Origin of the sequence: Coprothermobacter sp. (genome assembly GCA_013824685.1) — a bacterium.
Classification (GTDB): domain Bacteria; phylum Caldisericota; class Caldisericia; order Cryosericales; family Cryosericaceae; genus Cryosericum.
Genome location: PNOG01000017.1, coordinates 1 through 26,751, shown reverse-complemented (window position 1 = coordinate 26,751; position 26,751 = coordinate 1). Strand labels below are relative to the sequence as shown.

Sequence of the window (26,751 nt, the reverse complement as noted above, 5' to 3'; positions counted from 1 at the left end):
TCAGTCCTGCCAGGACACCGCTGTTCTGCGCGCGCCCGACCAGGCGCCCAGATGCTCGAAGGCGGCCTCGACCTGCCGCCGTGCAACGCTGCTCACGTGCCGGACGGGCGCGACGGTGACGTGTATTGCGCTCGCCCCTTGCTTTACACGCCAGGTTGCCGCCGCGTGTCCGTGGAGAAGGACGACGGCTTCGATCTGACCCGCCGGGCGGAACACGGCGTCACGATCTCCGCCGTCGAGAACGCGGGATGGATCTTTCCAGGCAAGAAGCATGGCGTCAAACTTGGGCAGGAAGGTGACTGCTGGAGCGTCGGGTAGAGGCTTCTGAAGGACATCCGCGTCCTCCGCCAGGGCCAGCAGGGGAGAGCTGCGGCCTTCGACAGCCACGGGCACCAGGAGTGTGGCTGCCCGGGTGGCGGTGTCGCGCACCGTGGCCACAGGCAGGCCCGTCCAGTGGGCGAAGTCGCTGAGGGTCGCCGGGGCAAACGTCCGCAGATAGCGGACCAGCAGCTCCTCGAGGGACTTGATGCGCGTGCGCGGACGGAAGTGCAGGTCGGGCAGCCAGTTGTCACGGCGGGCAAAGACAGGCCTCGAGCCCTTGCTGCCAACCATGAGAAGGTCTCCCTGGTACGCAAGCCCTTTCACGTCTTCGCCCCAGCCTGACCACGGTACGTCCCGGAGTCGGGGGACGGCTGCGTGGAGCGCCGTGCGGTCCAGTGGTCCCCCTGCGAGCGCATGCAGGACGTCCTGCTCGACGCGATGCCATGCGACGGTATCCATGTCGCACATGCGCAGCATCACCCGCTCGACTGCGAGGTGATACCGTTCGCCAAATGAGCCGACCATGAGGGCGAGGTCCTCAGTCGCCAGCGTATGCAGGGTGCCGCGAAGACACCACGTCTTGACGAGCGACCGGTCGTGAGCCAGCGCACGGTCGGCCCACGCGCGCGGGGCCGACGGGCAGCGGGCATGGACCGCAAATGGGATGGATGCGGCATACTGCGCCTGGACGGCGACCATGGCACGGACGGCCGCAAGCGGCTCGTCGAACGGCTGCGAGATGCCACCCCGTGCCAGGGCGAAGTCGGCCGCTTGCCGCGCAGTGATGTGCAGTGCTGTTAGCTTCATGGGGATGAAGAGAACCGGACACGGATCGGTCTATGCATGCTGCGAACGCTCAACGGTTGTGGATATGTCATCTCGCCTCCAAGGATGCTGTCACGCCAGTATAGCGCGCGCCGCGCCGGCGTCACGCGTCGGAGAGCTCTTGTATCGCCCCGGCATTCCTGCTAGCATGCTGGCAATACGAGGCAGCGTCTGAGCGTCGAGATCGGTGCAGGGGGTGGAGTATGCATAGCCTGTGGAGTGCAACACCGCGAACATGTTCCGCACGCTGGAACCTGAACTGGCGCAGGAACGTCTGTATGCTTCTGGTTCTCGTCCTGACCGCCGCCGCGGTGCCGCCCGTTGCCCGGCTGGACGCTACGTCGACCTGGGCGCGGACCTATGGTGGCAACGGTGGCGCATTCGGCAAAGGGATCCTGCGGATGCCTGACGGCGACATCGCCGTCACAGGGACGCTGGATGGAGGCCTGTTCGTCACGCGTCTGAGCCCCGACGGCGACGTACGGTGGAGCAACACCTACGGCACTGGTGGCACCAATGCAGACGAGATCATAAGGGCGATCACCTGCACCCCCAGTGGGATGCTGGTCTTCCGAGGGCAGGAGCTTGTGCGGCTCAACGACTCCGGGACGGTCCGGTGGGCACACAGCTACCAGGTCCACACGGCATCCGACGCGTGGCATGTGACCGCTTTCACGGATGCAGTGCAGCTTGCGGACGGGGGGTTTGCCGCCTGCGGGGTCACGTACGATTACCGCGTTTTCCTCTGTAGGCTGAAGTCGGACGGCACGGCAATCTGGACGAAGGCGTATGCCTTGCAGCAATTCATCGGTGCGCGTGTTCTCGCGCTTCCCGGCGGAGGATTCCTCCTCGGTGCGACGTCGCCGGACCAGACGGACGGGACACATACAGTCGGGCTGCTGTGGCTGAGCGCGGATGGCAAGGTCCAGCGCTCGCTCGCCTATGAAGACACTACGACGCCGACGTCTTCGTATGGCCAGATGATAAACATGATCATGACATCCACGGGCCTTGTCCTGTGTCAGTGGCGCTACTCCCAAGGTTGCTTTGGGACAAACGTCATCAAGTTGGACACGGGCGGAGCCGTGCAGTGGACCACATGGGTCGGTGGGCTGAGGAAAGGTAGCGCTGATGCCGGCCTGCAGGGCATCGACGTGGGTTCTGACGGCAGCCTTGTCCTCGTAGGGGCCACGACCGAGTTCAGTGAACACGAGGACTACGGATATGATGGCCTCGCGATGAAGTTGACCGCCGGGGGAGATGTTGCCTGGATGTCGACGGTCGACCGCGAGGTCTTCACTGCGGCTGGTCGCCCTGGGGCCGTCATCGCAATGGACGACGGGGGCTTGGCTTGGGCAGCCACGAGCAACCGTACAAACACATCAGACTGGGACGCGTTCGTCATCCGCATGGGGGCAGACGGCTCGGCAGGGAAGCTGGGCAGCTACCTGACACGGGTCGATATCGGAAACGCCCGGCTCGTTCGTATCGAGCACCCGACGGTCACGTCGGCGGCGTCTACCAGGACCTCTCAGACCGTCACGTGCGATGTCGGGGATATGCAGGTATCGCCGTCGGATGCGGGACTTGCTGGCACCGAGGTCGAGGGGACTGCCCTCGCGACGCTGACCCTGCTGCCACTGTATCCTGCCGACCCAATCACTCCTTCGTCCATCATGCAGGGTGGGACAATGTACCGGTACTACACGGTGCTGGATGCTGAGGGCAAGACCGTCACCGGCGCGGAGCTGCGCTACTATGGCCCGTTCTCGAATACTGCACGGACGGCCACTTCGGATGAACACGGGGAGATCTCCTTCAGCTTCTTCGTGCCGCGGACTGCCAAGGTGCAGCACTGGGACAGCACACTCACCATCGACCGTGTGCGCGTGAATGGTCGCCGCAGTGTGCTGTCCAGTGCTCCTGACTTCGCAACCGATGTTTTGCCGCTCTCGTGGTCGACGAACTGGATGATGGGAAGCGGCATTGCGGGGAAAGTGGGACTCGGCATCGGAGGTGGCGTCTTTGGGGCTGCCCAGCAAGGCGGGGGCATGGTCGTGACAAGGACTGCCGGTGATCCAGCTCGAGATGGTGACGGCTCGATGTCGGTGACCGACAGCATGTCGGCAGAGGCGGCGATCGGCGTCCAGGGAGACCTCGGCAAGGTGCGGTTCGGTACCGTGCAGGCCAAGGCGGCCGATGCGTCGGCCAAGGCAACCGTCGGCACGTTCATCGACTTTGCCACCCTGTTCAATCAGCCATCGGAGTGCTCCACCACCGACAAGCTGATGGCAGCGCTTGCCCTCCTGTGTGGGGTGAGCCAGGTCACTAGCGCTGGCGTCACGACCATCATGGGCGTAGCGCAGAGTGCCATTGCAGCAGCACTGTCCAGCGACGTGGAAATGGAGCACATCACTGGCGGAATGTCCGTTGGCATATCCGGGGAAGTGGCGGGCGTGGCTCTCGAACTTGCCAAGAGCGACAAGAAGACGTCCAGCGGGGCCTCGAGCGTCAAGAGCCTCAGTGGCGTGAGTATCGGCAAGGCAGGGGTCGGTGAGAAGTTCCTCGTTTCCATCACAGGATATCCTGGGGTAGGTGAGGTCAGCGGCAAGGCGGCTGTCCAGATAGGGGTATCGTTCTCGGTGCTGGAGGCGCTCGGATACTCGGTGCTTGGATGGTCCAGCGCCGATGCGGTCTCGGCAGAAGTCGTCGTAGACCCTTTGAACACGTCGTTCGAACGGTTCGTCGTCACCATGTCGGTGCCGCCAGACGGTCGCGGTGAGTCCCAGGAGACGAGGCTCACGGTAGACCGCTCCGTACTCGGCGTCGCAACAGAAGCGGCTATCGCACAGTTCATGGCACTGGCTCCGACTGCCGCGTCACTGAGTGATCAACGCCTGGTTATTGGCAAGGAGTTCTGCGGGGAGATCCTTCACAGTGTCGTGAATGCCGTCTCGTCGGTCGCGATCCCGTATGAACACGTCGTCACGCAGGACAAGAACCCGACCAGCATCGAGGTTGGACTGGGCGTCAATATCCTCGGCACCGAGGTCGATCTGGCCATCAAGCCTACCTGGGGACGTTATCAGTCGTATCCAGTCGAGCGGGGACTGTTCGTTCCGGTCGACAAAGAACTCCGGATCGGCCGCATGGTCAAGCTGGAGTCGTATCCCACGAGCCTGTTCAGTGCCCAGGTGGATTCGCTGTCGAGTGTCATCGTCGAACTGCTCAAGGTCGTCGGCGAACTCCTTTCCAAGGTATGGGATATCGCGACAGGTCTGCTCTCCTCGGCGGCGGACACGATCCTGTCGACCGGAGCGGACCTCGGGGGCGAACTGCTGGGTGGCGCGACGACAGTCATCGGAAAGGGGACGAGCATCCTGCTGTCGCCATTGGGCGCCGCGCCCGGTGTGTGGGTAGTTCCGGTTGCCGCCACGTCGACCAAGCGAGTGACTCAGATTGCGGCTCCTTCGGACGGTTCCGGGTTCTCCGTGGGTGGCATCTACACGCTGCAGCCGGAGAACGGTATCTTTTCGAAGCCGGCGTCGCTGAGCATCAGCTACACTGCTGGGGCCGTGGGCGTGCGCGACCCTGAGACCTTTGGGGTCTACCACTATGACCTACGGACACGGAGCTGGACGCCGGTGCCGGCAGCGCACGACAAGACGGCGAGGAAGCTCACGGCGCAGATCAGCCAGCTGGGTGGCTACTGTATCGGATCCGACACACTGCCTCCAGCATTCGAGCTGCTGCTCCCGTCCGGGACGCCACCGGTCGTGACCGCGCTACTGCCACAACTGACCGTGGCGTGTCGTGACCAGGGAGCTGGCATTGTGCCGTCGACGTTCACCGCTTCGATCGACGGCAACCCAGTCCAGGCGGACTGGTCTGCGGCGGCCCTGCAAGGGACGCTCACCGTCGTCGATCCTCTTGCGGAAGGCAGCCATGTACTGACCGTCCAGGCCACTGACGGTACCGGGAACAAGGGCAGTGCAACGTTCAGTCTCGAGGTGCGGCCGGCGCCGGCGCCGCCCGTGCTACGACTCGAAGACGTGAGTAAAGAGAGGGTGCGGCTCGGACTAGAGGCCGGTACAGGCGGAGGCCGGCCGACGTCATTCGTCCTCTGGCGCGCAGAGCCCGCAGCTGGCATTGTCTATCACCGCATGTCTACGGTGAAGGCTGGAGCAGGCGCATTTGTCGACACGAACGTCCGGTCCGGGGCGACGTACTTGTATGCCGCCACGGGGCTGACCTCTGCCGACGCCGAAGGACCGATGTCCGAGCCGCTCCGGGTGACACTGCCCTCCTCTCCCGGCTCAGGAGACCAGAGTGGGACGGAAGGATCCCGTGGCATGTCCCTGCTGTGGCTTCTTGTCATTTCCTTCGTCGCGCTCCTGGCGTTGGTGTTCATCATCGAGGCATGGGTGACCAGGCACCGCAGGAGACCACCGGCAGCTTGACGTTTCTCGCCGGCGTCGCGTTGGGCTCGAACGCGTGTTGCAGAGGGGAAATCCTCAAGGGACAACGAGGACGGATACGAGGGAGAAAAGCCGTCCTGAACATGCCAAAAGTGGAACCAGGAAGAGCAGACTCAAGGAACTTGCAATTTGCCCAGACACATCTAGAATTCGCACGAATCTTAGAGAATTGCTCACTCCAGGCATTGCCTAAGCAAGGGGGCCAGTCGAATGTTCAAGAAGATTCTCATAGTCATTGATAACTCTGAAGTCATGAAGGATGTAGTTGAGTACACTACAACGCTTTTCCCTGATGCTTTCTTCTACCTTTTCAGTATCATCAATCTCGGCTCGTTTGCGGGTTACTATGCAAAAGCAGTGTACAAGGAAATGAACGAATTGAGCCAGCAAACACTGTTGATGCTCGAGGATCTTCTTGAAAAGAGGTCGATTCAGTTCACAACAAAGACCGAGGTCGGGAATCCCGTTGATGAGATCTGCGGTTTTGCTCGCAACAACGAGATTGACCTCATTGTCATGGAGACTCATGCTGGAATGACTGCCAACAAAATCAAGCTGGGCAAGACGACATTCTCCATAATCATGCACTCCAATATCCCCGAGTTGCTTCTTGGAGAGGACTTGAAGTCCAATCCAACCCCAAGAATTCTACATCCCACTTCCGGTAGCAAGTATTCTGAACTTGCGACCCGGATAACAGGCGAAGTTGCAGCTCAGTGGAAGAGCCCCGTAGACGTGCTTGTGTTAAGCGACAATAAAGAGAGCGTCAAGACAAGGGTCGAGTCAATCCTGGCAGACTCCAAAGTGGGTGCTGATTTCAGTTTTGCCGAGCACGGCAAAGAAGTCTCCTCTGTCATGTCTCAAGCCTCAAACGCTGACATCATCATCGGTAGTAGAGGCTCACCAAGAAAGAGTTATAAGCTAAGATTCATATTCCGTCCTCTTGCGCTTGATCCCACCATTAGACTCATTGTGGCATTTCTTCCAAAGCCGTTCCTGCTGGTTTGCGATTGACTTCAAGGAGATAACGTAGACATATGAGTCCTCAGATAACTTCACTGGTCATATTCGTCCTGGTATACGCTTTCATCATTTTCAACGTCCTGCCGCGCTCAAGCGTTTCCCTGGTGGGAGCCTTCCTGCTTGTCGTCCTTGGCGTCCTTGAGCCACGAGAAATTGTCACTTCAATTAACTGGGACGCAATTGGGCTTATCTTTGGCATGTTCATTCTGGTAAGAATGCTGACAGATAGCGGTTTTTTTGATTTCCTGAGTGTCAAAGTCCTCAAGCTTACGAAAGGTGTGCCCATCAATGTCCTGATCGCGTTTGCCCTGCTCACGGGATTGCTTGCGGCATTTATGGACAGCATCACTGTCCTTCTCTTTATGAGCGCCTTGTCGATACAAATCGCCAAGAAATTGAAGATGAGTCCGGTCCCATTTGTCCTCTCACAGATCACCGCTGCGAATATCGGCGGCAGCGCGACGCTCATGGGCGATCCTCCAAACATCATCCTCGGGACAGGCCTGGGGATCACCCTTGTCCAGTTTATCAAGTACCTTGCGCCAATTTCAATGGCGATTCTCTTGTTGAATACGCTGTACTTCGTCCTGTTTTACAAGAAGATGTTTAAGAAGTCGGAGAAGTTTGATGCGGATTACCTGAAAAACCTGAACCCCAGGGAGCACGTGAAGGATTATTACATGATGGTCGCATCAATGGTCAGTTTCGCCGTAGCGATCGTCCTGCTGATACTGCATGAAAAGATCAATATGCCGGTAGCATATGCAGGACTTATCGGGGCTTCTCTGGGACTTATGCTCAATGGGAAGAAGGTGGCAAATATCTGGGAGTCCATTGACTGGGAAGTGCTCCTGTTCTTCAGCACACTGTTCATCATCATAGGTTCGCTGGAAAAGACCGGGGTCATCGGATCGATTAGTAAAGCCATCGCGCACGTTTCAAATGGAAGCGCTCTTCTTACAAAAGGTATCCTTCTTTGGATGTCAGGCATTCTCTCTGGCGTTATTGATAACGTTCCTTTCGCAGCATCTATGGTGCCCGTCGTGAAACTCCTTGCACCAGCAGGAGCCGTATCGTTGTTGAGCATGGGACTGATCGTAAGCTTCGGCACAGACGTAGGAGGAAATTTCACGCCAATTGGTGCGTCAGCAAACGTTATTGGTCTTTCAATATTGTCCAAGGCGGGCGTTGATGTGGAGTGGAAGGACTATTTGAAGGCGGTTGTACCGATTACGTTCATCAATATTTTCGTAGCTGGTGTTTTGTTCGCCATTTTCTACAAATAGTGTATTGTTCCTGAAATGCATCCAGGCAGCTCATGAGCTGCCTGGATGGACGGCGACAGCGGCGCGATGGGTCATGGCTCACATGAAGGAGCCTGCGCTGGTCTTGGTGCCGGCGTTTCGTCGGCGGCGAGCGTCCGCATGATGACGCTGCGCAGAAAGCGCTGGTCTCCAAGCCGCTTCTTCAGCGCTGTCTCGAGTGCTCCCACGGGATACAGGTTCTGCGGCGCTCTGGTGTCGCCCCACAGGTTGCTGGAGTAGTGCACCGCGATGGCGGAGGCGAGGTTGGCCAAGTGTATGGCCTCGGTCAGCCCCATGACGGGGATCTCGATGCGGACCAGGTTGGCCATCTGGCTGGCGAAGGGCGTGACGGCTCGAAGGCGCAGGAAGAAGCTCATCTTGCTGCTGCCACTGCTTTCCGGGTAGCGTATCTCAAAGATCGGGGTTCGTTCCGCGGCTTTGAGGTCGAGCACCGTTGCAAACTGCTCACGCTGGAGGTAGGCCTCCTGGACGTTCTTGATGATGCCTGCCAACTTGCCGGTCCCGGCTGCCAGGCGGTGTTCGTAGGGGATGGGACCGTCCGTCATGACCGCCTGCACATCCGGACGGTCGACTTCTTTCTGTGCGACACTGTGTTCCAGCTCCTGCATGAGGTTGTTGAGCTCCTGGCCGAAGTCGCCCGGCTCATGGCTTGCGGCACTGCGAATCTCATACTCCACGTCGAACGGGCACGACGCCTCGCTCACCAGCTTGAGCGTCTTCGTGTCCGGATCGGGCGCGTTGGTCACGAAGTAGTGCCGTACCGCCTCGTCGCACAATGCCTCGGTGACGTCGTGGGCGCGAGAGCCGCACATCTGCATGCAGCCCGCGGCCACGGAACCGAAGACGCCATAGTACGGGGGGTTGCCGTCGATGATGCCGTGCATGTCGGTGCGGCGCACGCCGTCGACGAACGCGACGCGTACCGTGTCGACTTCCGCGAAGGCCGCGTCGGGAACCCGGACGGCCGCCCAGTGGTCAAGGTCGCGGCACTCGGTGGTCGGCACGACCTTATAGGAACGTTTTTCATCAGTCAATGCGACCTCCGTGGAACCCGTGTAGACGCTTTGCCAGTAGTCGGGGCGGATACGAAAGCACCCCTTACCTTGGAGTGAAAGGCTCGGGGGTATCACGCCATCTCCCGGCGCGCGATGTGTGCCGAACCATTCTGATTCGTGACCTCAAGGACGGTCTCGAAGCGTTCCACGAGGTCCGCCCGGTGGGTGATGATGCCGACGAGCGAGCCGTCCCGGCGCAGGGACTCCAGGACATCGGCGACACCCTGGACAGTGGTCTCATCCAGTGTACCGAAGCCCTCGTCAATGAAGAAGCTGTCCAGATCCACGCTCGTCGACAGCAGGTCCTTGACGGCGAGAGCCAGTGCAAGTGAAGCGAGGAACGTTTCTCCCCCGGACAGCGTGGCGACGTCGCGTGGTCCGGACGCGCTGAAGGAGTCCTGCACCATCATCTGGTCGCCCTCGTCGAGCAGCAGCTCGAAGCGTCCCTTGCTCAGGATGCGCAGGTGGTCGTTTGCCGTCACCAGCAACTGTTCGAGGATCCCGCTGCTGACGAACGCCACCATACCCTTGCTGCCGAAGTCGCGGGCGACCTGCTGGTAAGTGGACAGCAGACGCGTCACCTGTTCCTTGCGCGCCAGGCGGTCGGCGAGGAATGCGCGGCGGGTGAGGAGGTCGTCCTTACTGCGGCGGGCGGCTGTCAAGTCCTCCTGTGAGCGGGCGAAGTCCGTGGCGGCAATCTCACGTGCGGCGCGCGCTGTGTCGAGGTCCGCCTCCGACGGCAGATCGGAACCGAGCTCCTGCTCCAGCATTTCCACCTGCGCGGCAGCAGCAGCGGTGTCGTGGTCGTATTGTCTCACCGACGCCTGAAGTGCGGTCAGCTGGTCGTCAGGGAGGACGGTGGCTTTCATCGACGCGATGGAATCGAATCCGTGCGTTTTCGCCTGCGCGAGCAGGTCACGTTGCAGCGTTTCATACTGGGCCTCCGCCTGACTGCACTGGCCTGCCAGTGTCGCAGCCTTCGTCTGGAACCCAGTCAGCTGTGCACGGACGTCTTCTTCCTTTCGACGCTGTTCTTCGAGTTGGAAGGCGATCGTTTTCTGCGCCGTGCGGGTCGTCGTCTCCTGCCCCCTAAGCTGCGCGAGCCGTGCACGGAGGAACGCCACGGGGTTGCTGCTGCCCTCGCGGGCGACCGTCGGGTCCATGAGCAGGCGCAGGGTCAGTTCGTGCGCTTCATGCCGGTCGTCCTTATCTTCGGTCTTCAGGACGGTCAGCTGTCGGGCCAGTTCCTCAAGCCGGACCCTGTCTGCTTCAGACTTCTTCTCATGCTCCGTGAGGTCGTTCTGGCAGTGCTCGACACGCTTGCGCACCTCGTCACGGGCTGTCTTGAGGCGAGTGAAGTCCAGGTGTTCGGCATGTGCGACCAGCTCTCCCACAACGTGACCGCACACAGGGCAAGTGTCACCTGGCCTGAGGCCCTGCTGGACAACGACTGCAGCGTTGTCCGAGCGTGCTCGTTCGAACGCATCGTCGGCTTGTGTTGAAGCGTCGCGCCCCCCGGCGATCGCTTCCTTGAGCTGGGTCCGGCCATCGTCCTGGAGCTTCATGGTCTCATTCAACAGAGCGATGTTGTCTTCCAGTCCCTTGGCCTTGTCGGCGGCGGCATCGGTCTTGTGCTGGAGCTCCTCCAGCCGGGCGGCAAAGGGCTGGAGGTCGCTGAGACGCGCAATCGCAGAGGAGATCTCATCCAGCTTCTCGGCAAACGCGGCCTCGCCTGCGCGCAGGGACGTATCGGCACGGGTGGTCTGGGCAGTCTCGAGAGCCTTCTCTGCAGCCGTGACGGCAGCGGACGCCTTGTCGTGGTCGGTGACCAGCTCCTGCAGTTCAGCAGCCAGGAGCGCCCAGTTGGCCAGGGATGGCTGCAGCGATGCGAGAGCGAGGCCGATGGCAAGGCGTGCGCGGTCGCCGGTGACCTCGTCCGCCTTGGCGCGAAGGGTCGCAAGCTGTCCCTGAAGCTTGGCCAGCTGGTGCGCCTTGGACGCCCGCTGTTCCATCATGGCCAGTGCCAGTTCATTAGCCTTGAGCTGTTCCTGGAGCAGCGCGACCTGGTGTCCGGCGTCCGCGACGGTGTGGTCGAGGAGACCCATGGCTTCGTCGGTGATGCTGTTCTGGTCAATACCCGCCAAGTCGTGGTCCAGACCTCCCAGTTCGCCCATCAGCGTCCCCGCATGGGCGCCGGCCGCCTTGCCGATGCGCTCGTAGATGTCGAGGCTGAGCAGCGAGATGAGGATATCTCTGCGCGCGCGGGGCGTGTCGGGCTTCAGGAAGCGGTCGAACTGCCCCTGTGGCAGAACGATGATGCGCGTGAAGACGTCGAAGCTCATGTGCAGGAGCGTTTCTTCGATGTAGCGGTCGGCATCCTTCTTCTTCAGGAGCTGGTTGAGCTGGTCGCCGTCCTTGAAGACCTGAACATCTTCCCTCATGGCTGTTCCCTGCCGGATAATCTTGTACGTCGCGCCACCGAGGTCGAAGGTCAGTCCCACATGGAACTGCTTGGCGCCACGGCTGATGACGTTCTCGCGCTGACCGTTTTCCGTACGGATGCGTGGGATGCGCCCATAGAGGGCATAGCAGATCGCGTCGACGATCGAGGACTTGCCGGAGCCCGTTTCGCCGACGAGGGCGAACAGCGACAGGTCCTGGAAGTCCAGGGTGACCGGGTCGCGGTAGGGCATGAAGTTCTCGACTTCAAGCGTCTGTATCCGCATGGGTCACCTCCTGGTACAGCTCACCGAGCACCTTTATGACCTCGTCGCCGGCGTCCCCGTTGTATGTGCGATACATTGACTGCACGGTCTCGAGGCTTGTGCTTGCCAGCGCCTCGATGGTCGGACGGGTCGTCGCTTCAGGCTCCGAGCGCAGGAACTCGACCTTGACGACCCACGGGCAGGTTGCGTGCATCTCGCCCTGCAGGTTGAACGGCGGGTCGTCGGCGTGGACACGCGCCTTCGTGTATCCCCGGCCCCTGTACGGCCCAAGGCGGCTTGCCCAGTTGTCCACGGCGCACTCGACATTGTGTAGTTCGATGGCGGATTTCAGCTCGCAGAACTGGACGGTGAGGTTGCCCCTCGTGTCTGCGTCCACAAGGTTGAATCCCTTGGGGGTCCCTTCCTCGCTGAAGTTGACACGGAAGATACTGCCCGAGTACTCCGTGCGTGCTGGAGCGCCCACGATCTGCTGGTGCCGGTGGACATGCCCGAGGGCGTTGTACATCGTCTGGGACGGCAGGTTCTGCGCAGGGACGGCGAAGAACGGGCTGACCGACATGGGGCGTTCCGTGTCCGTCAACTGAGCACCGCCGATCATGAGGTGCGCGGCGAAGACGTTGAGGTCCGACGCATCCATGTGGCTGGCAAGCCACCGGATGAAGGTGCTGACGCTGCTGGCGTAATCGCCGTGGACGTCATCGCCTGCTCCATTCAGCTTCATGACGACCCGCTCGTGGGGGTACGGGAGCGCCGTCACGACGACGGGCTCGTCAGCGCGCGAACGGAACCCAACCTGATACTGCTCCCCCGACGGCTTCTCGAATACCGACGCTGTGCCCAGACTCAACAGGCTCTTGCTGGGGACAAAGACCTGTCCGTCGTGGTTGCCGGCAAGGACGATGGCGCGAATGCCCGCACCGCTGAGGTGGGCAAAGAAGTCGAACACGAGTTTCTGACTGATGTTGCCAGGCATCGGGTTGTCGAAGATGTCCCCCGCCACGAGCACCGCGTCCACCCGCTCCGACTGCGCGGCGGCAAGCAGCTCGTCCAGCAGCTTGCCTGTTTCGTCAAACCTGTCCAGCCCAGCGAGTGTGCTTCCGACATGCCAGTCGGCGGTATGCAGTAGTCTCATGCTGTCAGTATACCGCCAATTCCCAATCGGTCAGTCATTCCCGCGTATGCGGGAATCCATCCCGTATCACCGTATGGGTCCCCGCCTTCGCGGGGACGACGACAGAGGGCATCTGTCGCTCCGTCATTCCCGCGCAGGCGGGAATCCAGTCCTGTCAGCCGTTTGGGTTCCCGCAATACACACAGCGTCGTACTGCTCTATTTGACTCACTTCTGGACGTATGGTACTGAACACGTATCTTAGCACATGTGCCGACAATCAGAATGTCCTGTGTTGTATCTTGTGACACTTCCCTATCATATGACCATGTGTGGAGCGGCGCCACAGTAGAAGCCGGGGTCGCTGCACAGGCTGGGAGGCCGTCATGAGACATGCACAGCGTTTTGTTGCCATATTGATCGTCGTTGCCATCCTGCTTGCGTCGTCATTCGTGCCATACAGCGCCCTAGGGCAGGCCAGTGGGACGCAGACCATCATCGTCCTGCAAGTGGGCAAGCCGTCGATGACGGTGAACGGGGTGAGCAAGCTCATCGACGTGCAGGGGACAGTCCCGGTCATCGTTGAGGGCAGGACGTTCCTGCCTATCCGCGCTGTTGTCGAGGCGCTGAACGGGACCATCGCCTGGACCGCGGCCGACCAGAAGGTCACCATCATCATGGGATCGGATGTTCTCGAACTGTTCATCGGCAAGAGCACTGCCCGTGTCAACGGAACGCCGATGAGTGTCGACCCCACGAACCCAAAGGTTGTTCCCTTCATCGTCGGGGGGCGGACGATGCTCCCCGTACGGTTCGTCGCGGAACGGCTTGGCGGGACAGTCGCCTGGAACGACGCCACGAAGGCAGCCACCCTGACGTTTGGGTCGACGACGACACTGACAGCGCTGTCGGTGACCGAAATCGCCAAGAAGGTGGAATCCGTTGTCTACATCGAGGTCGCGTTTGGCGATGGGAAGGGTGCCTCTGGTTCCGGATTCATCATCTCCACGGACGGGCGCATTGTCACCAATTACCATGTCATCGACGGTGCCGTGTCGGGAAAGGTCGTCCTCAACGACAGCACGACGTTCACCGACATCAAGGTCCTCGGCTGGAACAAGGAAGGCGACCTGGCCATCATCAAGGTCGCCGGGAGCGGTCTGCCGGCTGTGGCACTGGGGAACTCCGACGCCGCCCAGATCGGTGAGGCAGTTGTAGCCATCGGCAGCCCACTCGGCCTGCAGAACACGGTCAGCACAGGCATCGTCAGCGCCCGGCGTGAAGGCTATCTGCAGACGACCGCTCCGATCAGCCATGGGAGTTCCGGAGGAGCGCTGTTCAACATGATGGGGGAGGTCATCGGCATCACGTCCGCGGGCATGGAAGAAGGTGCGAACCTCGGGTTCGCCATTCCCATCAATGAGGTCAAGTCGCTGGCGACAGACCGGACACTGACGCTTGCCCAGTTTACGGCACAGACGTCTGGCAGCGTGACGTCGTCCGTGAGCGTCCCCAGCCTGATTCAGCCTGCTGCGACCACCGAGGTCGACACGCTTAAGCCAACCTTCCAGTGGACAAAGGTGGCGACCGCAACACGCTACATGTTCTGGCTGGGCAAAGGGACGACTGGCACTGAGGACAGCAAGATTTACAGCGAGGTTGTGACGATCAACAGCCTGGCCGTGCCCGCGGGCATCCTGACCGACGGCGGCACGTACACGTGGGCAGTCGCGGCCGGCAACGAGACGGGGTGGGGCGACTGGTCGCAGGACAGCGTGTTCTCTGTGAAAACGGCTGGGACCCTGGGCGTCCCCGAGGCCCTGGAACCTGATCAGGAGGTCACCGTTCCGACACTGACGCCAACCTTCTTCTGGCGCGCCGTACCTGGCGCGACCCGGTACACGTTCTGGCTGGGCAAGGGCACCAGCGGCTCACAGGACTCAGAGGTACTCTCCGACATGGTCACGGGGACGTCGTTCACACTGCCCGCATCGATACTGGCAGACGGCGGGCAGTACACGTGGAACGTTTCCGCCGGCGATGTCTCGGACTGGGGAGACTGGGGTGAAGACCAGTACTTCACGGTCGAGGTGCCGTCCGGTCTTCCGGTGCCGGCACTGCTGACGCCATTGCCCTATGCGACGGGTCTGTCACGGACCGGCACGTTCACTTGGGCTCCTGTCTTGGGTGCCACCCGCTACACGTTCTGGCTCGGCAAGGGGACCAGTGGCTCGCAGGACTCGCAGGTCCTGAACGTCGTGGTCACCGGCACATCCTACACGGTTCCGACTGGAAAACTGGAAGCAGGCGCAGTATACACGTGGAACGTATCGGCTGGCACGGCCACGGGGTGGGGAGGCTGGACAATGGACCGGTACTTCAAGACGGCGCCATAAGATCACGATAAGGAGCAACCATGATACTCGAGGCCATAGAAAGGCGCTATAGCGTACGTCACTACAAGGACCAGCCGGTCGAGGATGACAAGCTGGCTGAGGTTCTGGAAGCAGCCCGGCTGGCCCCATCAGGCTGCAACCTGCAGCCTTGGAAGGTCGTCGTCGTGCGTGACCGTGCGGTCATAGGGTCAATGGTGCATGCCATCGGTGGACAGCAGTTTGTGGAGCAGGCGCCGGTCCTCGTCGTCGCCTGCATGAACGGCACGGGCTACAACATTGGGAACCGGTACGAAGGGGCCATCATCGACATCACCATCGCCCTGGACCACATGACCCTGCAGGCTGCGTCGATGGGCTTGGGGACGTGCTGGCTGGGCAACTTCGATGGCGAAGAGGTCCGTGCGCTGCTTGGCATACCGTCCGAGAACCCCGTCGTGGCCATCCTCGCGCTGGGGTACCCCGACGAGAGTCATGCACACCAGCCACGTCCCCGCAAGATGCTGGACGACCTCGTGTGCTGGGAGAAGTTCACAGCTTGACGTGATGCCTATGGCCGCTCGCGGGGATGGCGAGCAGGGATTGCCGGTGTTGCGTGTTCCGGAGACGGTGCTACCTTGTGCTAGTGTGAGCGGTACTCACGAAAAACGGTACAGGGGGAGAGGGTGGACATATCGAAACGCGAGGAAGCCGTTGCGTATCTCGTTCAGAGGGCAACGTATCCAATGTGGTCCAAGACGGGAGCTTGGTTTCGTGACGCGGACGGTGGGCGGGTAGAAGAGCCGCAAGGGCTCGCCATCGTGCAGGCACTGGACCTCGTCACCAAGGAGGCCTGCACCGCTGTCCGCAAGGAAGTCCTGTCGCGCGTCAACGCCGAGCGCACCTACGTTCCCATCAAGGATTGGGCGATCGAGGAGCGTCCCCGCGAGCAGCTGGCGAAGCGTGGGGCCGACACGATGAGCAACGCACGCCTGCTGGCCATTCTGTTCAGGACAGGCAGCCACGGCAAGAGTGCCGAGGAGCTGGGTCGCGACGTGTTCAACCGGTTCGGCGGCTGGGGCCAGCTGGACCAGGCCAGTGTCGAGGACCTCTGTGATGTGCGCGGTGTCGGCCTCGCCAAGGCGGTCGAACTCAAGGCGGCCATCGAAATCGGCAAGCGCCTCCAGCAGGGTCCGGCATCCACGATGAAGCGCGTCACCAGCGCCGAGGACGCCATCGACTATGTTTGCGACCGGTTCACGCCCCAACTGCGCGACGCCGGCAAGGAGTTCTTCTATGTCGTCCTGCTGGACATCCGCAACAAAGTCATCAAAGACGCCGAGGTCAGTCGGGGCAGCATCAGCGCTAGCGTCGTGGATCCCGCCGATATCGTCCGCGAGGCCTGCGTCCACCATGCCAGCCGTGTCGTGCTCGTCCACAACCACCCGAGCGGAGAGTGCGACCCTTCCAAAGAGGATATCGACACCACCAACAAGATTACACAGGCCCTGAAGTACGTTGGCATCCGAGTCCTGGACCACATCATCGTGGGCCGTGCCCGCCAGGACTACTTCAGCTTCGCACGTGCGGGGATGGTGTAGACAGCATCTGACGCTTGTCCTGCCGCACATTTCACTATCCCCTTGACAATTCTCTCGCGTGGAATACAGTCAGATTCAGTAGTGGTTCGACGATGAAACGAAGGGGAGGCATGCAATGAGGAAGGGCATCCGTTCGATCGTGTCGTTGCTGGTCATCGTGGCACTTGTGGCGCTCTGCGGTGTCAATCAGGCACTTGCTGACGAGGTCGTGTCGCGTCTTGCCCACCCGGTGGGCGTCACCGACCGTGTCGAGTTGGCCGGAAGCCGTTCCCGCTTCAAACGCGAGTACCTCAATCCCAACGGCACGGTGACGGCCGAATTCAGCAGTGTCCCTGTCTGTTACCAGGACGAAACGGAGACATGGAAGCCGCTCGATCCCTCGCTGGTCATGTCCCGCGAGACGGCAGGCGGCTTCGACAACAACGGCATGAGCTTCTCCACGCGCCTCCGTCCCATGAACGACGGGAAAGACGGCTATCTGACCATCGCCCGTGGGAACCATGCCGTGTCCTTCAGCCTGGAGGGCGCGCGATCTGTATACCCTTCGAAAGGCGACACCCTCGTCGAGTATGAGGGCGCCCTCCCGGGCGTCACCATCCGGTGTGCCCTGCAGGACGATGCTCTCAAGGAAGACGTTGTCCTTCGGGAGGCGCCACTCGCCCCGTTTGCCTTGCGGTATACCCTAAAGCTCACCGGCCTCACCGCGCAGGCAGAGAAGGATGCGTCGCTCACCTTCCGTGACGATCGGACGGGCGACCTCGTCTTCCTCATGTCCCCGCTCTTCATGACGGATGCAGCGGGACACCGGAGCACCGACGTCGCCCTCGGCTGGGACGGGACGACCTTGGTCGTCACCCCCGACCCGCGCTTCCTGGCCGATTCCTCCACGGTCTACCCGGTCGTCATCGACCCCAGCATCACCCTGAGCGAGGGGGCAGCGAGCCTTGCGTGCGCGAGCGTGCGCACATCGAGTGCGAATACGACGTTCCCCGGCTTGTACGTTGGATTGGGCGCCCCTCCCACCGGCATCACCTCGTACGGCTTGATCCAGGCCGACCTGAATGCCCTACCACCCAAGATCGACATCTCATCAGCTATCCTGTCACTGGCTTGCACCGGGTGGGAAGGGGGGAATCCCGGGAATGATCCTTGGATCAGCTGTCACAAGGTCACGTCTTCCTGGTCGCCCGAGACCGTCACATGGAATACGCAACCGGCACAGTCGCCGGACGCCCTGTTCAGTCGGAACCCCACCCAGCTGTATCCCAATGACATCACTGCCGTGGTGCGGGACTGGCTCCTCGACCCGGGCACAAACCACGGCCTCGCACTGTCGTTTCCCGCTCAGACATCGGTGACCTACCGGTATGCAGCTTCCCTCTCGGTGACGTATGCCCAGCGGCTGGGGACCGAAGACTACTGGTCGGTCCAGAAGCTGCGGGACAGCCGGCAGTACGCTGCCGCGGTGAACGCCGCCAACGGCAACCTCATCGTGCGCATGCTGGACCTCGACTGGTCGGCATATGGCCTGGCCAACCCCGTCCTCCGCACGTACAACAGCCTTTCCCTGCAGGACGGCCCGTTCGGGTTCGGATGGACCAGCTCCCTGGGCCCGCGCATGAGCAACGGTACGTCGGGAGCCAGGATCCTGCAGGATGAAGACGGGACCTTCCACGAGTTCACGTTTCAGAATTCCAGCGCGTACCGTTGCCCTGAGATCCCCGACTACATGGAGGAGTACGGGAGCATGCTCAGCGGGACGCTCGAGAACAAGAAGGCCCAGACAGCGCGCGTGTTCGGGGACGACGGGCGGATCCTCTCCTACCAGGACTGGTGCCAGAACTCCTACACGTATGCGTACGACGTGTCCGGGAAGCTGGCGTCGGTCATGGACCCGGCGGGACGCTCGCTGACGTTCATGTACAACGCGGAAGGCAGGGTCTTCCGGATGCAGGACTGGTCGCAGCGGCAGTGGTTCTTCGCATACGATGGCGACGGCAACCTGGTCTCCTCCACCGACGCGATGTCCCGCATGACGTCGTTCCAGTGGGCTCCCGGTCACCTCCTCACCGGCATCACCGATCCGCGCAGCGACGTCTTCCTCGTGAACATCGATCCGACGAGCGGACGACTCCTGTCCTGCGTCGATGACATGGACGCCACGTCGTACACGCTTCAGGTCAGTTCGGACAGCGCGTTCGCCACGACGGTCTTGAACCAGGTCACCAAGGATACGTCCGTCACCGTTCCCTCCCTTGCCGGAAACACTCCTTACTACTGGCGCGTGAACGCTGCGAACGGGTCTGCCCCGTCTGCCTGGTCGCCCGTGGGGACGTTGGTGACTCCCGCCATCTCCCAGCCTCCACTGGTCCCCATTCTCGCTTCGCCCGCGAACACAAGCACAGTTTCCACGCTGACCCCCACGCTCTCCTGGGGTGCCTCCGCCGGAGCGGACTTGTACACGCTCCAGGTCAGTACCGTCAGCACGTTCGCGACCACGGTCGTGAACCAGGGCACCACCGCCGTATCGTTCATGACCCCAGTTCTTGCCGGCACGACCCAGTACTTCTGGCGGGTGAAGGCGACCGGTGTGACCGGCTGTCTGGGCTGGTCGTCCGCATGGTCGTTCACGACGCCCCCGCCTCCTCCCGCCGCGCCCGTGCTCTCCTCACCCGCGACCGGCACGACCACTGGCAGCACGACCCCGACCCTCACCTGGAATCCATCCTCCGGCGCCACTTCCTACACCGTCCAGGTCAGTACGGTCAGCACGTTCGCCACGACCGTCGTGAACCAGAGCGTCTCAGCCGTATCGTTCACGACACCTTCTCTCTCCAGTTCCACTACCTATTACTGGCGCGTCAACGCCGCCAACGCGGGCGGCACGAGCGCCTGGTCGGGGACATGGTCCTTCGTCACTCCTCTTCCAGCGATTCCTGCCGCTCCCGTCCTCTCCTCGCCTGCGACCGGCACGACCACGGGCACTACGACCCCGACGCTTGTGTGGATCGCCTCCTCCGGTGCTGCCTCGTACACGGTTCAGGTCAGTACCGTCAGCACGTTCGCGACGACCGTCGTGAACCAGAGCCTGACAACCACGTCCTACACCACTCCTGCCCTGTCCAGTTCCACTACCTACTACTGGCGGGTCAACGCCACGAACGCGGGCGGGACCAGCTCCTGGTCGGGCACATGGTCCTTCTCTACTCCCACGTTGACAGTACCGGCTGCCCCCGTACTGCTGTCACCCCCAAACGGGACGACGACGGACACAGCGACGCCGACCCTCACGTGGAACGCATCCTCCGGTGCTGTCTCCTACACCGTTCAAGTCAGTGTCTTCAGCGCGTTCAGCAGGCGGCTGGATGTAAACGAGAGCACGACAAGCACTTCCTTCACGGTTACAGACGCGCTTCTGGCCATCACCACCTACTACTGGCGCGTGAATGCCACCAACGCAGCAGGAACGAGCGCGTGGTCCTCCGTGTGGTCCTTCGTTGTCCCCGATGGCAGCCAGATGAGCGCCGGACGGATTCTGGGTCTGTTGAGCCGTGGCATGCCGACCATTCCTGCACCGCGCAAGCTCTCGATCCTGTCTCAGCCACCCTCTGCGCCGGTGCTCACGTCCCCGTACAGTGGCAGCACCATCAGCACACAGACGCCCACCCTCTCGTGGTATGGCTCCGCTGGGACCGCGTTCTTCACCGTCCAGGTGAGCGCCACTTCGGGCTTCGGGGCGTCCGTGATCATCAGCCGGGCCACGACGGCGACCTCGCTGACGACGCCCGTGCTCGACAATGCAAGGACCTACTACTGGCGCGTCAATGCGGCGAATGACGGCGGTGTCTCTTCGTGGTCGTCGGTCTCGACCTTCACGACGCCGTCTCAGCCCCCGCTGGTTCCAACGCTCAGCGCCCCTGCGTACCAGGTCACGATCCCCGCATCGACCGCAACCCCGACCTTGGTGTGGAACCCCGTCTCCGGAGCCTCTTCCTACGTCGTCCAGGTCGGCACCGACAGCACCTTCGCCACAACGGTTGCGAGCCAGACGGTATGGAGCGGTTCCGCGTTCACCACGCCAGCCCTTGCCCCGGCCACCACTTACTACTGGCGCGTGAAGGCGGGCAATAGCGCAGCCTGGTCCGCATGGTCCCCGGTCTGGAGTTTCGCCACTCCACCGGTTCCGTCTGTCCCGACGCTCGCGGGATGCACCTCCTACGTTCCCACCCTGACCGCGACCTGGAACCCTGCCCAGGGAGCCACCTCGTACAGCGTCCAGACGAGCACACAGTCGGGCTACTGGCCGTCTTCCCCCGACGATGCCGCCGGCACGTCGTTCACGTTCAGTGCCACGAGCGGCGTCACGTACTACTGGCGTGTCCGGGCCGTCAACGCCTTCGGCACGTCCGCATGGTCGTCAGCCTGGCCTGTCGCGGCGGTCACTGCCCCGCTCCAGTCGCCGGCACCGCCGGTCCTGAGTGGTCCCGCCAGTGGTGCCACGGTTGCCACGACGACCCCGACCCTCAGCTGGAACCTGCCTCTGGGCACCATCCCATCGTGGACCGTTCAGGTCAGCACGAGCAGCGACTTCGAGATGACCCTGGTCAACCAGAGCGTCACCACTCCCTCCGTCACGACACCGTCCCTCGGCAGCGCTCCCCTCTACTACTGGCGCGTGAGCGCGACCAATGCGGCGGGGACGTCTCCCTGGTCCTTCATCTGGAGCTTCAGGAACCCTGCAGCGGTGCCCACCGCCCCCGTTCCGTTCAGTCCGGCGCACCATGCCCTCACGGCAACCACAGCGCCGACCCTCCGGTGGAACGCCGTCACGGGCGCCTCCTCGTATACCGTTCAGGTTAGTCAGGACAGTGCGTTCGGTGCCGGGCTCATCACGACTCAGACCACCACGGGAGCCTCGTTTGCGGCGCCCACGCTCGGCAATTCCACCACGTACTGGTGGCGCGTGAGCGCAGCGAATGCTGCAGGCACGTCTCCCTGGTCCCCGGCGTGGAGCTTCCTGACGCCGTCGGCCGCCGGAGCGCCCGTGCTGGTTTCACCCGGGAACGGGTCGGTGGTCACGACGCTCACCCCGGGGTTCATGTGGAACGCGTACCCGGGCGCCTCCTCGTACCTCTTCCAGCTCTCGGCATCACCCTCCTTCGCGGGCTTCCTCGTCTCGTCCACCACGGGCGGCAACACGTGGACCTCCACGCCCACCCTGACGACCGCGACCAGCTACTACTGGCGTGTCCAGGCGACGATGCCGGGAGGCGCGACCGTCTGGTACGACACGTGGACATTCCACACCCGCGGGAGCATGCCCGTACAGCTGCCGGTCACCCCGGTCCTGCTGTCTCCCGCGAACGGCACCACGGTCGGAAGTCTCACGCCGACGCTGGCATGGCGTGGATACTGCGGTGGCACGACCCTCTCGTACGACTTCGCGGCGGCGACCACCTACGTCACCGATGCCCGGGGAGGACAGACCGCTGTCACCATGAACGCCTGGGGCAACCCGCTCACCATCGTGGACCCCGTCGGCGCGACGTCTGCGTTCACCTGGGTTGGCCCCAACAGGCTGGACCGGGCGACCGACCCGCGCGGAGGATACACGACCGTCACCTGGATCGACTGGAACGTGACACAGGTCCGGGACCCGGCGGGGATCACGACACAGTACACCTACAACTCGTTTGACCAGCCGGTCCAGATCGACCAGGCGGGCGCCATGACCACCTATACCTACACGCCGGATCACGCGCGGGTCGCCACCATGACCGATGCAGTGGGCCGCCGGCACAGCTACACCTACACCCCGCGCGGCCTCATGACCGCAGAGTACCAGAACGACCAGCTGTGGATGACCTATGCCTACGACATCCTCGGCAACTGCACCTCCACGACCAATGCACAGAACGTTCCGACCACGAGAGTCTTTGACAGTGACAACCGTGGCTGGTGTGCTTCCGAGACGACGATGCTGGTCGGGCCGTCTACGCAGGGCGGCGACCCAGTACTCCGCACGACCTCCTGGACGTACGATGCCGCAGGCGAGGTGCTGACGCAGATCGCCACGGACACGACAAATCCGGAAGCACCCGTCGCCCTGGCGACGACCACCTTCACCTACGACGAAGACGGCAACCGCACGTCCCAGAGCGACCACTTGGACAATGTCCCGACGGGGACGAACGCGAACGTCACGGCTTGGACGTACGACCTGCAGGACCGCCTGATCGCCAAGACCGACCCCACGAATGCCACGACGAATTACACGTATGATGTCGAAGGTAATCAGACATCAACAACGCTGCCCACCGGGCAGTCTCAGTCGATGTACTACGACCTTGCCGGCCGCCTGATCCAGGTCGTCGACGCGAACGGGGTGTCCACGACCTACGCGTATGACGTCGCCGGCAACCTCACCTCGGTCCAGTCGGGGGCCTTCGGCAAGACGTTCACGTACGATGTGGCCAACCGACCTTCCCAAGTCTACGAAAACGGGGTTCTCATCGCCCAGTACACGTACGATGCGCATGGGGATACAACCCAGGTAGTCGACGCCAGAGGTATCCCTGTCGCCTCTTCGTACAACGGCCTCCATGAACTTACGGGGACGAACTCCCCGGACGGGACCACCACGGCGCTCACATACAACGCCCGTGGCGACCTCACTGCCCTTGCCTCTTCTTCCTCCGGTCCCCAGACCTTCACGTACGACACCCTCCGTCGCCTGGTCAGTTCCACGGATGCCACCGGGTACCAGGTGCAGTACGCGTACGACGCCGGTTCCCGTCTCACCTCGGAGACCACTCTCTCTGGCACCTCTACCTTCGCGTGGGACCTCCTGGACCGGACGACCCAGGTCACCGATCCCCAGAACCACGTCACCTCCTACACGTACGACACGGTGGGCCGCCGTCTCGCCATGCTCTCCCCCAATGCCCTGTCCACCCAGTACACGTACGACGCCTCCTCCCGCATCACCGAGCTGAAACTCGTCAACTCCACGACGCAGGCGCAGCTCCTGGACACGCTCACCACCTATGACGCGAACGGTAACGCCCTCGCCTCGGGACCGGATACCTACACGTACGACAGCACCCAGCAGCTCGCCTCCTGGACCCGCTCCGGTGTCCAGACCTCCTACACCTACGACACCCGTGGCAACCTGGTCAGTATCACGGGTCCCTCGGGCACCACGTCCTTCACCGTGGACCCCGCCACCAACCGACTCCTCACCGTGACCGTCCCCGGAGGCTCCACCGACACCTGGACGTACGATGCAGCCGGGAACCCCCTCACCCGCACCAGACTCCAGAACGGCACCACCCAGGTCTGCTCGTACACCTGGGATGCCACCGGGAAGCTCTCCTCCGTGATCCGTCAGGGTCAGACGACCCTCACCTTTGCGTATGCCCCGGACGGTACCCTCTCCCGCAAGGAGCAGGGTACCCAGGTCACCACCTACGCGTATGACTTCGCCGGTGTCAGCAGAGAATCGACAACGTCCTCCTCTCCCGTCACCTACCAGCACAATGGCGCCGGAGAGCTGGTCTCCCTGACCTGGAACAACCAGACGTACTACTACCACTTCAACGCCCACGGCGACACCATCGCTCTCTCCGACGGGAGCGGCACCCCTGTCGCCCAGTATTCCTACGACCCCTGGGGCACCCTCGTCACCAACACCAATCCCTCCCTCCCCAACCCGTACCTGTACTGTGGTGCATACGGTGTCCGCTGGGACGCCGACCTGTCCCTGTATCTCATGGGCGCCCGGTGGTACAATCCTGCCACGGGCAGGTTCCTCACCAAGGACAGCTATCCCCCCGACCTCCTTGCTCCCATCACGCAGAACCCCTACCAGTACTGCGGGAACAACCCGGTGAAGTACATCGATCCCCTGGGACATGAAGCGATTGCCGCTGTGGGGATAATGGCCTATAGAGGTGCTGGTGCATTCGCACTTGTGGCAGGATGCCTGAATCCAGCTGGCCTCACTCTTGGTGCTGGACTGTTTCTGGCGACCATAGCCGCGATGTTGGTAGCGCGGGTGTTGAATGGCGAAGTTGAGAAGCTCAAGAAGAACATAAAGGGCGCCTTTACGGGGGACCTCGACAAGAACATGAACGAGTTGCCACCTGATCCTAATCACAATTGGATTCACGTTCTCGGGGAAATCGGAACTGCATGTGCGAACATCGTTCGCTATGTGCAGAGATGGGATCCCAGTTGGACGCAACTCACCGGGCTCTTCAACGATGCCAACAGGGCTGGAGGCGAGCAGAAGCTACTTGGCTGGATGTCCAGACTGCAGGGTCTTCTTGATAGTGGAGGAGAATGGGGTCTCGATGTCAACACGATGGACAAGATCAGAGCGTTCTTGACGACACTACTCGGGATCAAGGGACAGTGAACTGATGGAGACGAAGAAGGTATTTGCGTCAAGAATGAAGCGCATCTTGGCATCTGACGTACTAGATGCAGGGCTTGTCGCTGTGCGTACTCAAGTCCAGCTCAACGGGCACGTTGCATTCACGCCCACTGTGGTCGATGGAAGAGCCTTCTGCTCGGTCATCCGGAGGCGGCTCTGTGAACACACTGTTGTCGCAGTGGATCTCAAGTCGGGATCCATCCAATGGCAGGTCTCCATCGGCAAGTGGTCTCATGTGGATCCAATCTCGCCTCTTGCCCAGAAGGGCCTGCTCTACATCGGGACTGATGATGGAAACGTGGTCTGCCTCCGGCAGGACACAGGCGAGAGTACTTGGCTAAGGCATGTCTGCCGTGAAGAGGGAACCGCAGCCCATTGTGCCATGGCCCTAACAGATTCGCTTGTGCTAGTCGGGACTTATGAGGGAGATATCGTTGCTCTAGACCTGACGACTGGCGAGTTGCGCTGGAGACGTGCCTGCTCAGATGAAAGTGGCACCATTGTCTCGTCTAGCCCTGTTGTGTGGCAGGACAACGTCGTGTTCTCGAACTGGTTCGACGAAGTTCACTGTCTTGACGTCTTGACAGGAGAAGAACAGTGGTCATTAGAGTTGATCGGTACAGGAGGTAGGCACCACATGGACCCGCTTCTAGTTGGGGACGAGCTGATCATGCCAGGGTCTGTTGGCGGCATATACTGTCTCAACCTCGCCACAAGGGAGTCGAGAGTCGTGGCCGAGAGTACCCGGGTTGTCCGTGCATACACACCCGTCCTCCTCGGGGACATTCTGTACTGGCGTTCCAATGCACGTCCATCGCTCAACGGAGTCTCTTGCCAGTCGTCCAAACGACATTTCTCCTTGACAATGGGCAGTGCTAGACCCTACGAGATCAGTATCCACAAAGACCACCTGTACTGTCCCTCTGGCCCTTGGCTGTATGTCGTTGAGCCACACCCTGCGACAGGGATCCCAACTGAGTATCGCATCCGCAAGTACAAGTCGCCGCATCACTTCGTGACCGGTCTGGCACATGATGCGAGCATATTCTGTGCAGGAATCGCTACGGACAAGCTCTTGATTGGACGGTTGCCTGACGCTTCGCCTCCTGACGAATCTCACTCCAGATAAGAGTGCGACCCCTCCAAGGAGGATATCGACACCACGAACAAGATCACGCAGGCCCTCAAGTATGTCGGCGTGCGTGTCCTGGACCACATCATCGTGGGCCGTGCCCGCCAGGACTACTTCTCCTTCGCGCGGGCGGGGATGGTGTAGCGGGCGTCGGACCTCCTCTCGGCAGTGACCCACTCTCCTTGACAATCCCTGCGTCCCATCTAGAGTCTGTGTGGGCATTGCTGTGACAATGCAACGAAGTGGAGGCGTACAGCGAAGAAGATCTTTGCATCAGGAATGAAGCCCATCCCAGCGTCTCAAGTAGCGTGTAGTTTATAACTGTGTTTATAGAGGTCAGACGCTT

13 protein-coding genes are annotated in these 26,751 nt (G+C 61.6%); 9 read left to right on the top strand and 4 right to left on the bottom strand.

The features are described 5' to 3' along the window. On the bottom strand, positions 1–1,128 hold the full coding sequence (locus C0398_05345) for a hypothetical protein (GenBank protein ID MBA4365416.1): 1,128 nt from the start codon (positions 1,126–1,128) through the stop codon (positions 1–3). Positions 1,129–1,349: 221 nt separating this feature from the next. Here C0398_05345 and C0398_05340 point away from each other — a divergent pair, with 221 nt between their 5' ends. The 3 genes from C0398_05340 (at position 1,350) to C0398_05330 (ending at position 7,933) form a co-directional block, all read left to right on the top strand. Continuing rightward, on the top strand, positions 1,350–5,606 hold the full coding sequence (locus C0398_05340; GenBank protein ID MBA4365415.1) for a hypothetical protein: 4,257 nt from the start codon (positions 1,350–1,352) through the stop codon (positions 5,604–5,606). Between the two features lie 228 nt (positions 5,607–5,834). Further along, positions 5,835–6,638 carry a hypothetical protein gene (locus C0398_05335; protein MBA4365414.1) on the top strand — a complete coding sequence of 268 codons (804 nt, stop codon included), beginning with the start codon at positions 5,835–5,837 and terminating at the stop codon, positions 6,636–6,638. A gap of 23 nt (positions 6,639–6,661) precedes the next feature. Next, positions 6,662–7,933, top strand: a complete 1,272-nt coding sequence (locus tag C0398_05330) for a hypothetical protein (protein ID MBA4365413.1) — start codon at positions 6,662–6,664, stop codon at positions 7,931–7,933. Between the two features lie 71 nt (positions 7,934–8,004). On the opposite strand, the gene C0398_05325 is transcribed toward C0398_05330, so the two are convergent. From C0398_05325 to C0398_05315, 3 genes are all read right to left on the bottom strand, one after another. Beyond that, entirely contained in the window at positions 8,005–9,006 is a 1,002-nt protein-coding gene (locus C0398_05325; GenBank protein MBA4365412.1) for a hypothetical protein, read from the bottom strand. A 92-nt stretch (positions 9,007–9,098) separates the two neighbouring features. Continuing rightward, complete coding sequence (locus C0398_05320) at positions 9,099–11,753, bottom strand: hypothetical protein (GenBank protein ID MBA4365411.1); 2,655 nt, start codon at positions 11,751–11,753, stop codon at positions 9,099–9,101. Then, the gene (locus C0398_05315) at positions 11,734–12,885 is read right to left on the bottom strand and encodes a hypothetical protein (GenBank protein ID MBA4365410.1); all 1,152 of its coding nucleotides are present in this window, start codon (positions 12,883–12,885) and stop codon (positions 11,734–11,736) included. The genes C0398_05320 and C0398_05315 overlap by 20 nt, the downstream gene beginning before the upstream one ends. Before the next feature lie 364 nt (positions 12,886–13,249). Between C0398_05315 and C0398_05310 the strand changes: the two genes are divergently transcribed. The 6 genes from C0398_05310 to C0398_05285 all read left to right on the top strand — a co-directional run bounded on the left by C0398_05310 (position 13,250) and on the right by C0398_05285 (position 26,549). Beyond that, positions 13,250–15,259: a hypothetical protein gene (locus C0398_05310; GenBank protein MBA4365409.1), complete on the top strand. Its 2,010-nt coding sequence runs from the start codon at positions 13,250–13,252 to the stop codon at positions 15,257–15,259. Between the two features lie 20 nt (positions 15,260–15,279). Continuing rightward, on the top strand, positions 15,280–15,798 hold the full coding sequence (locus C0398_05305) for a nitroreductase (GenBank protein MBA4365408.1): 519 nt from the start codon (positions 15,280–15,282) through the stop codon (positions 15,796–15,798). A gap of 123 nt (positions 15,799–15,921) precedes the next feature. Continuing rightward, a complete protein-coding gene (locus C0398_05300) occupies positions 15,922–16,836 on the top strand; it encodes a hypothetical protein (protein MBA4365407.1) in 915 nt (304 codons plus the stop codon). 115 nt (positions 16,837–16,951) lie between these two features. After that, on the top strand, positions 16,952–25,255 hold the full coding sequence (locus C0398_05295) for a hypothetical protein (GenBank protein ID MBA4365406.1): 8,304 nt from the start codon (positions 16,952–16,954) through the stop codon (positions 25,253–25,255). 4 nt (positions 25,256–25,259) lie between these two features. Continuing rightward, positions 25,260–26,402, top strand: a complete 1,143-nt coding sequence (locus tag C0398_05290; protein ID MBA4365405.1) for a hypothetical protein — start codon at positions 25,260–25,262, stop codon at positions 26,400–26,402. A gap of 24 nt (positions 26,403–26,426) precedes the next feature. Further along, on the top strand, positions 26,427–26,549 hold the full coding sequence (locus C0398_05285) for a hypothetical protein (GenBank protein ID MBA4365404.1): 123 nt from the start codon (positions 26,427–26,429) through the stop codon (positions 26,547–26,549). Positions 26,550–26,751: the final 202 nt, after the last annotated feature.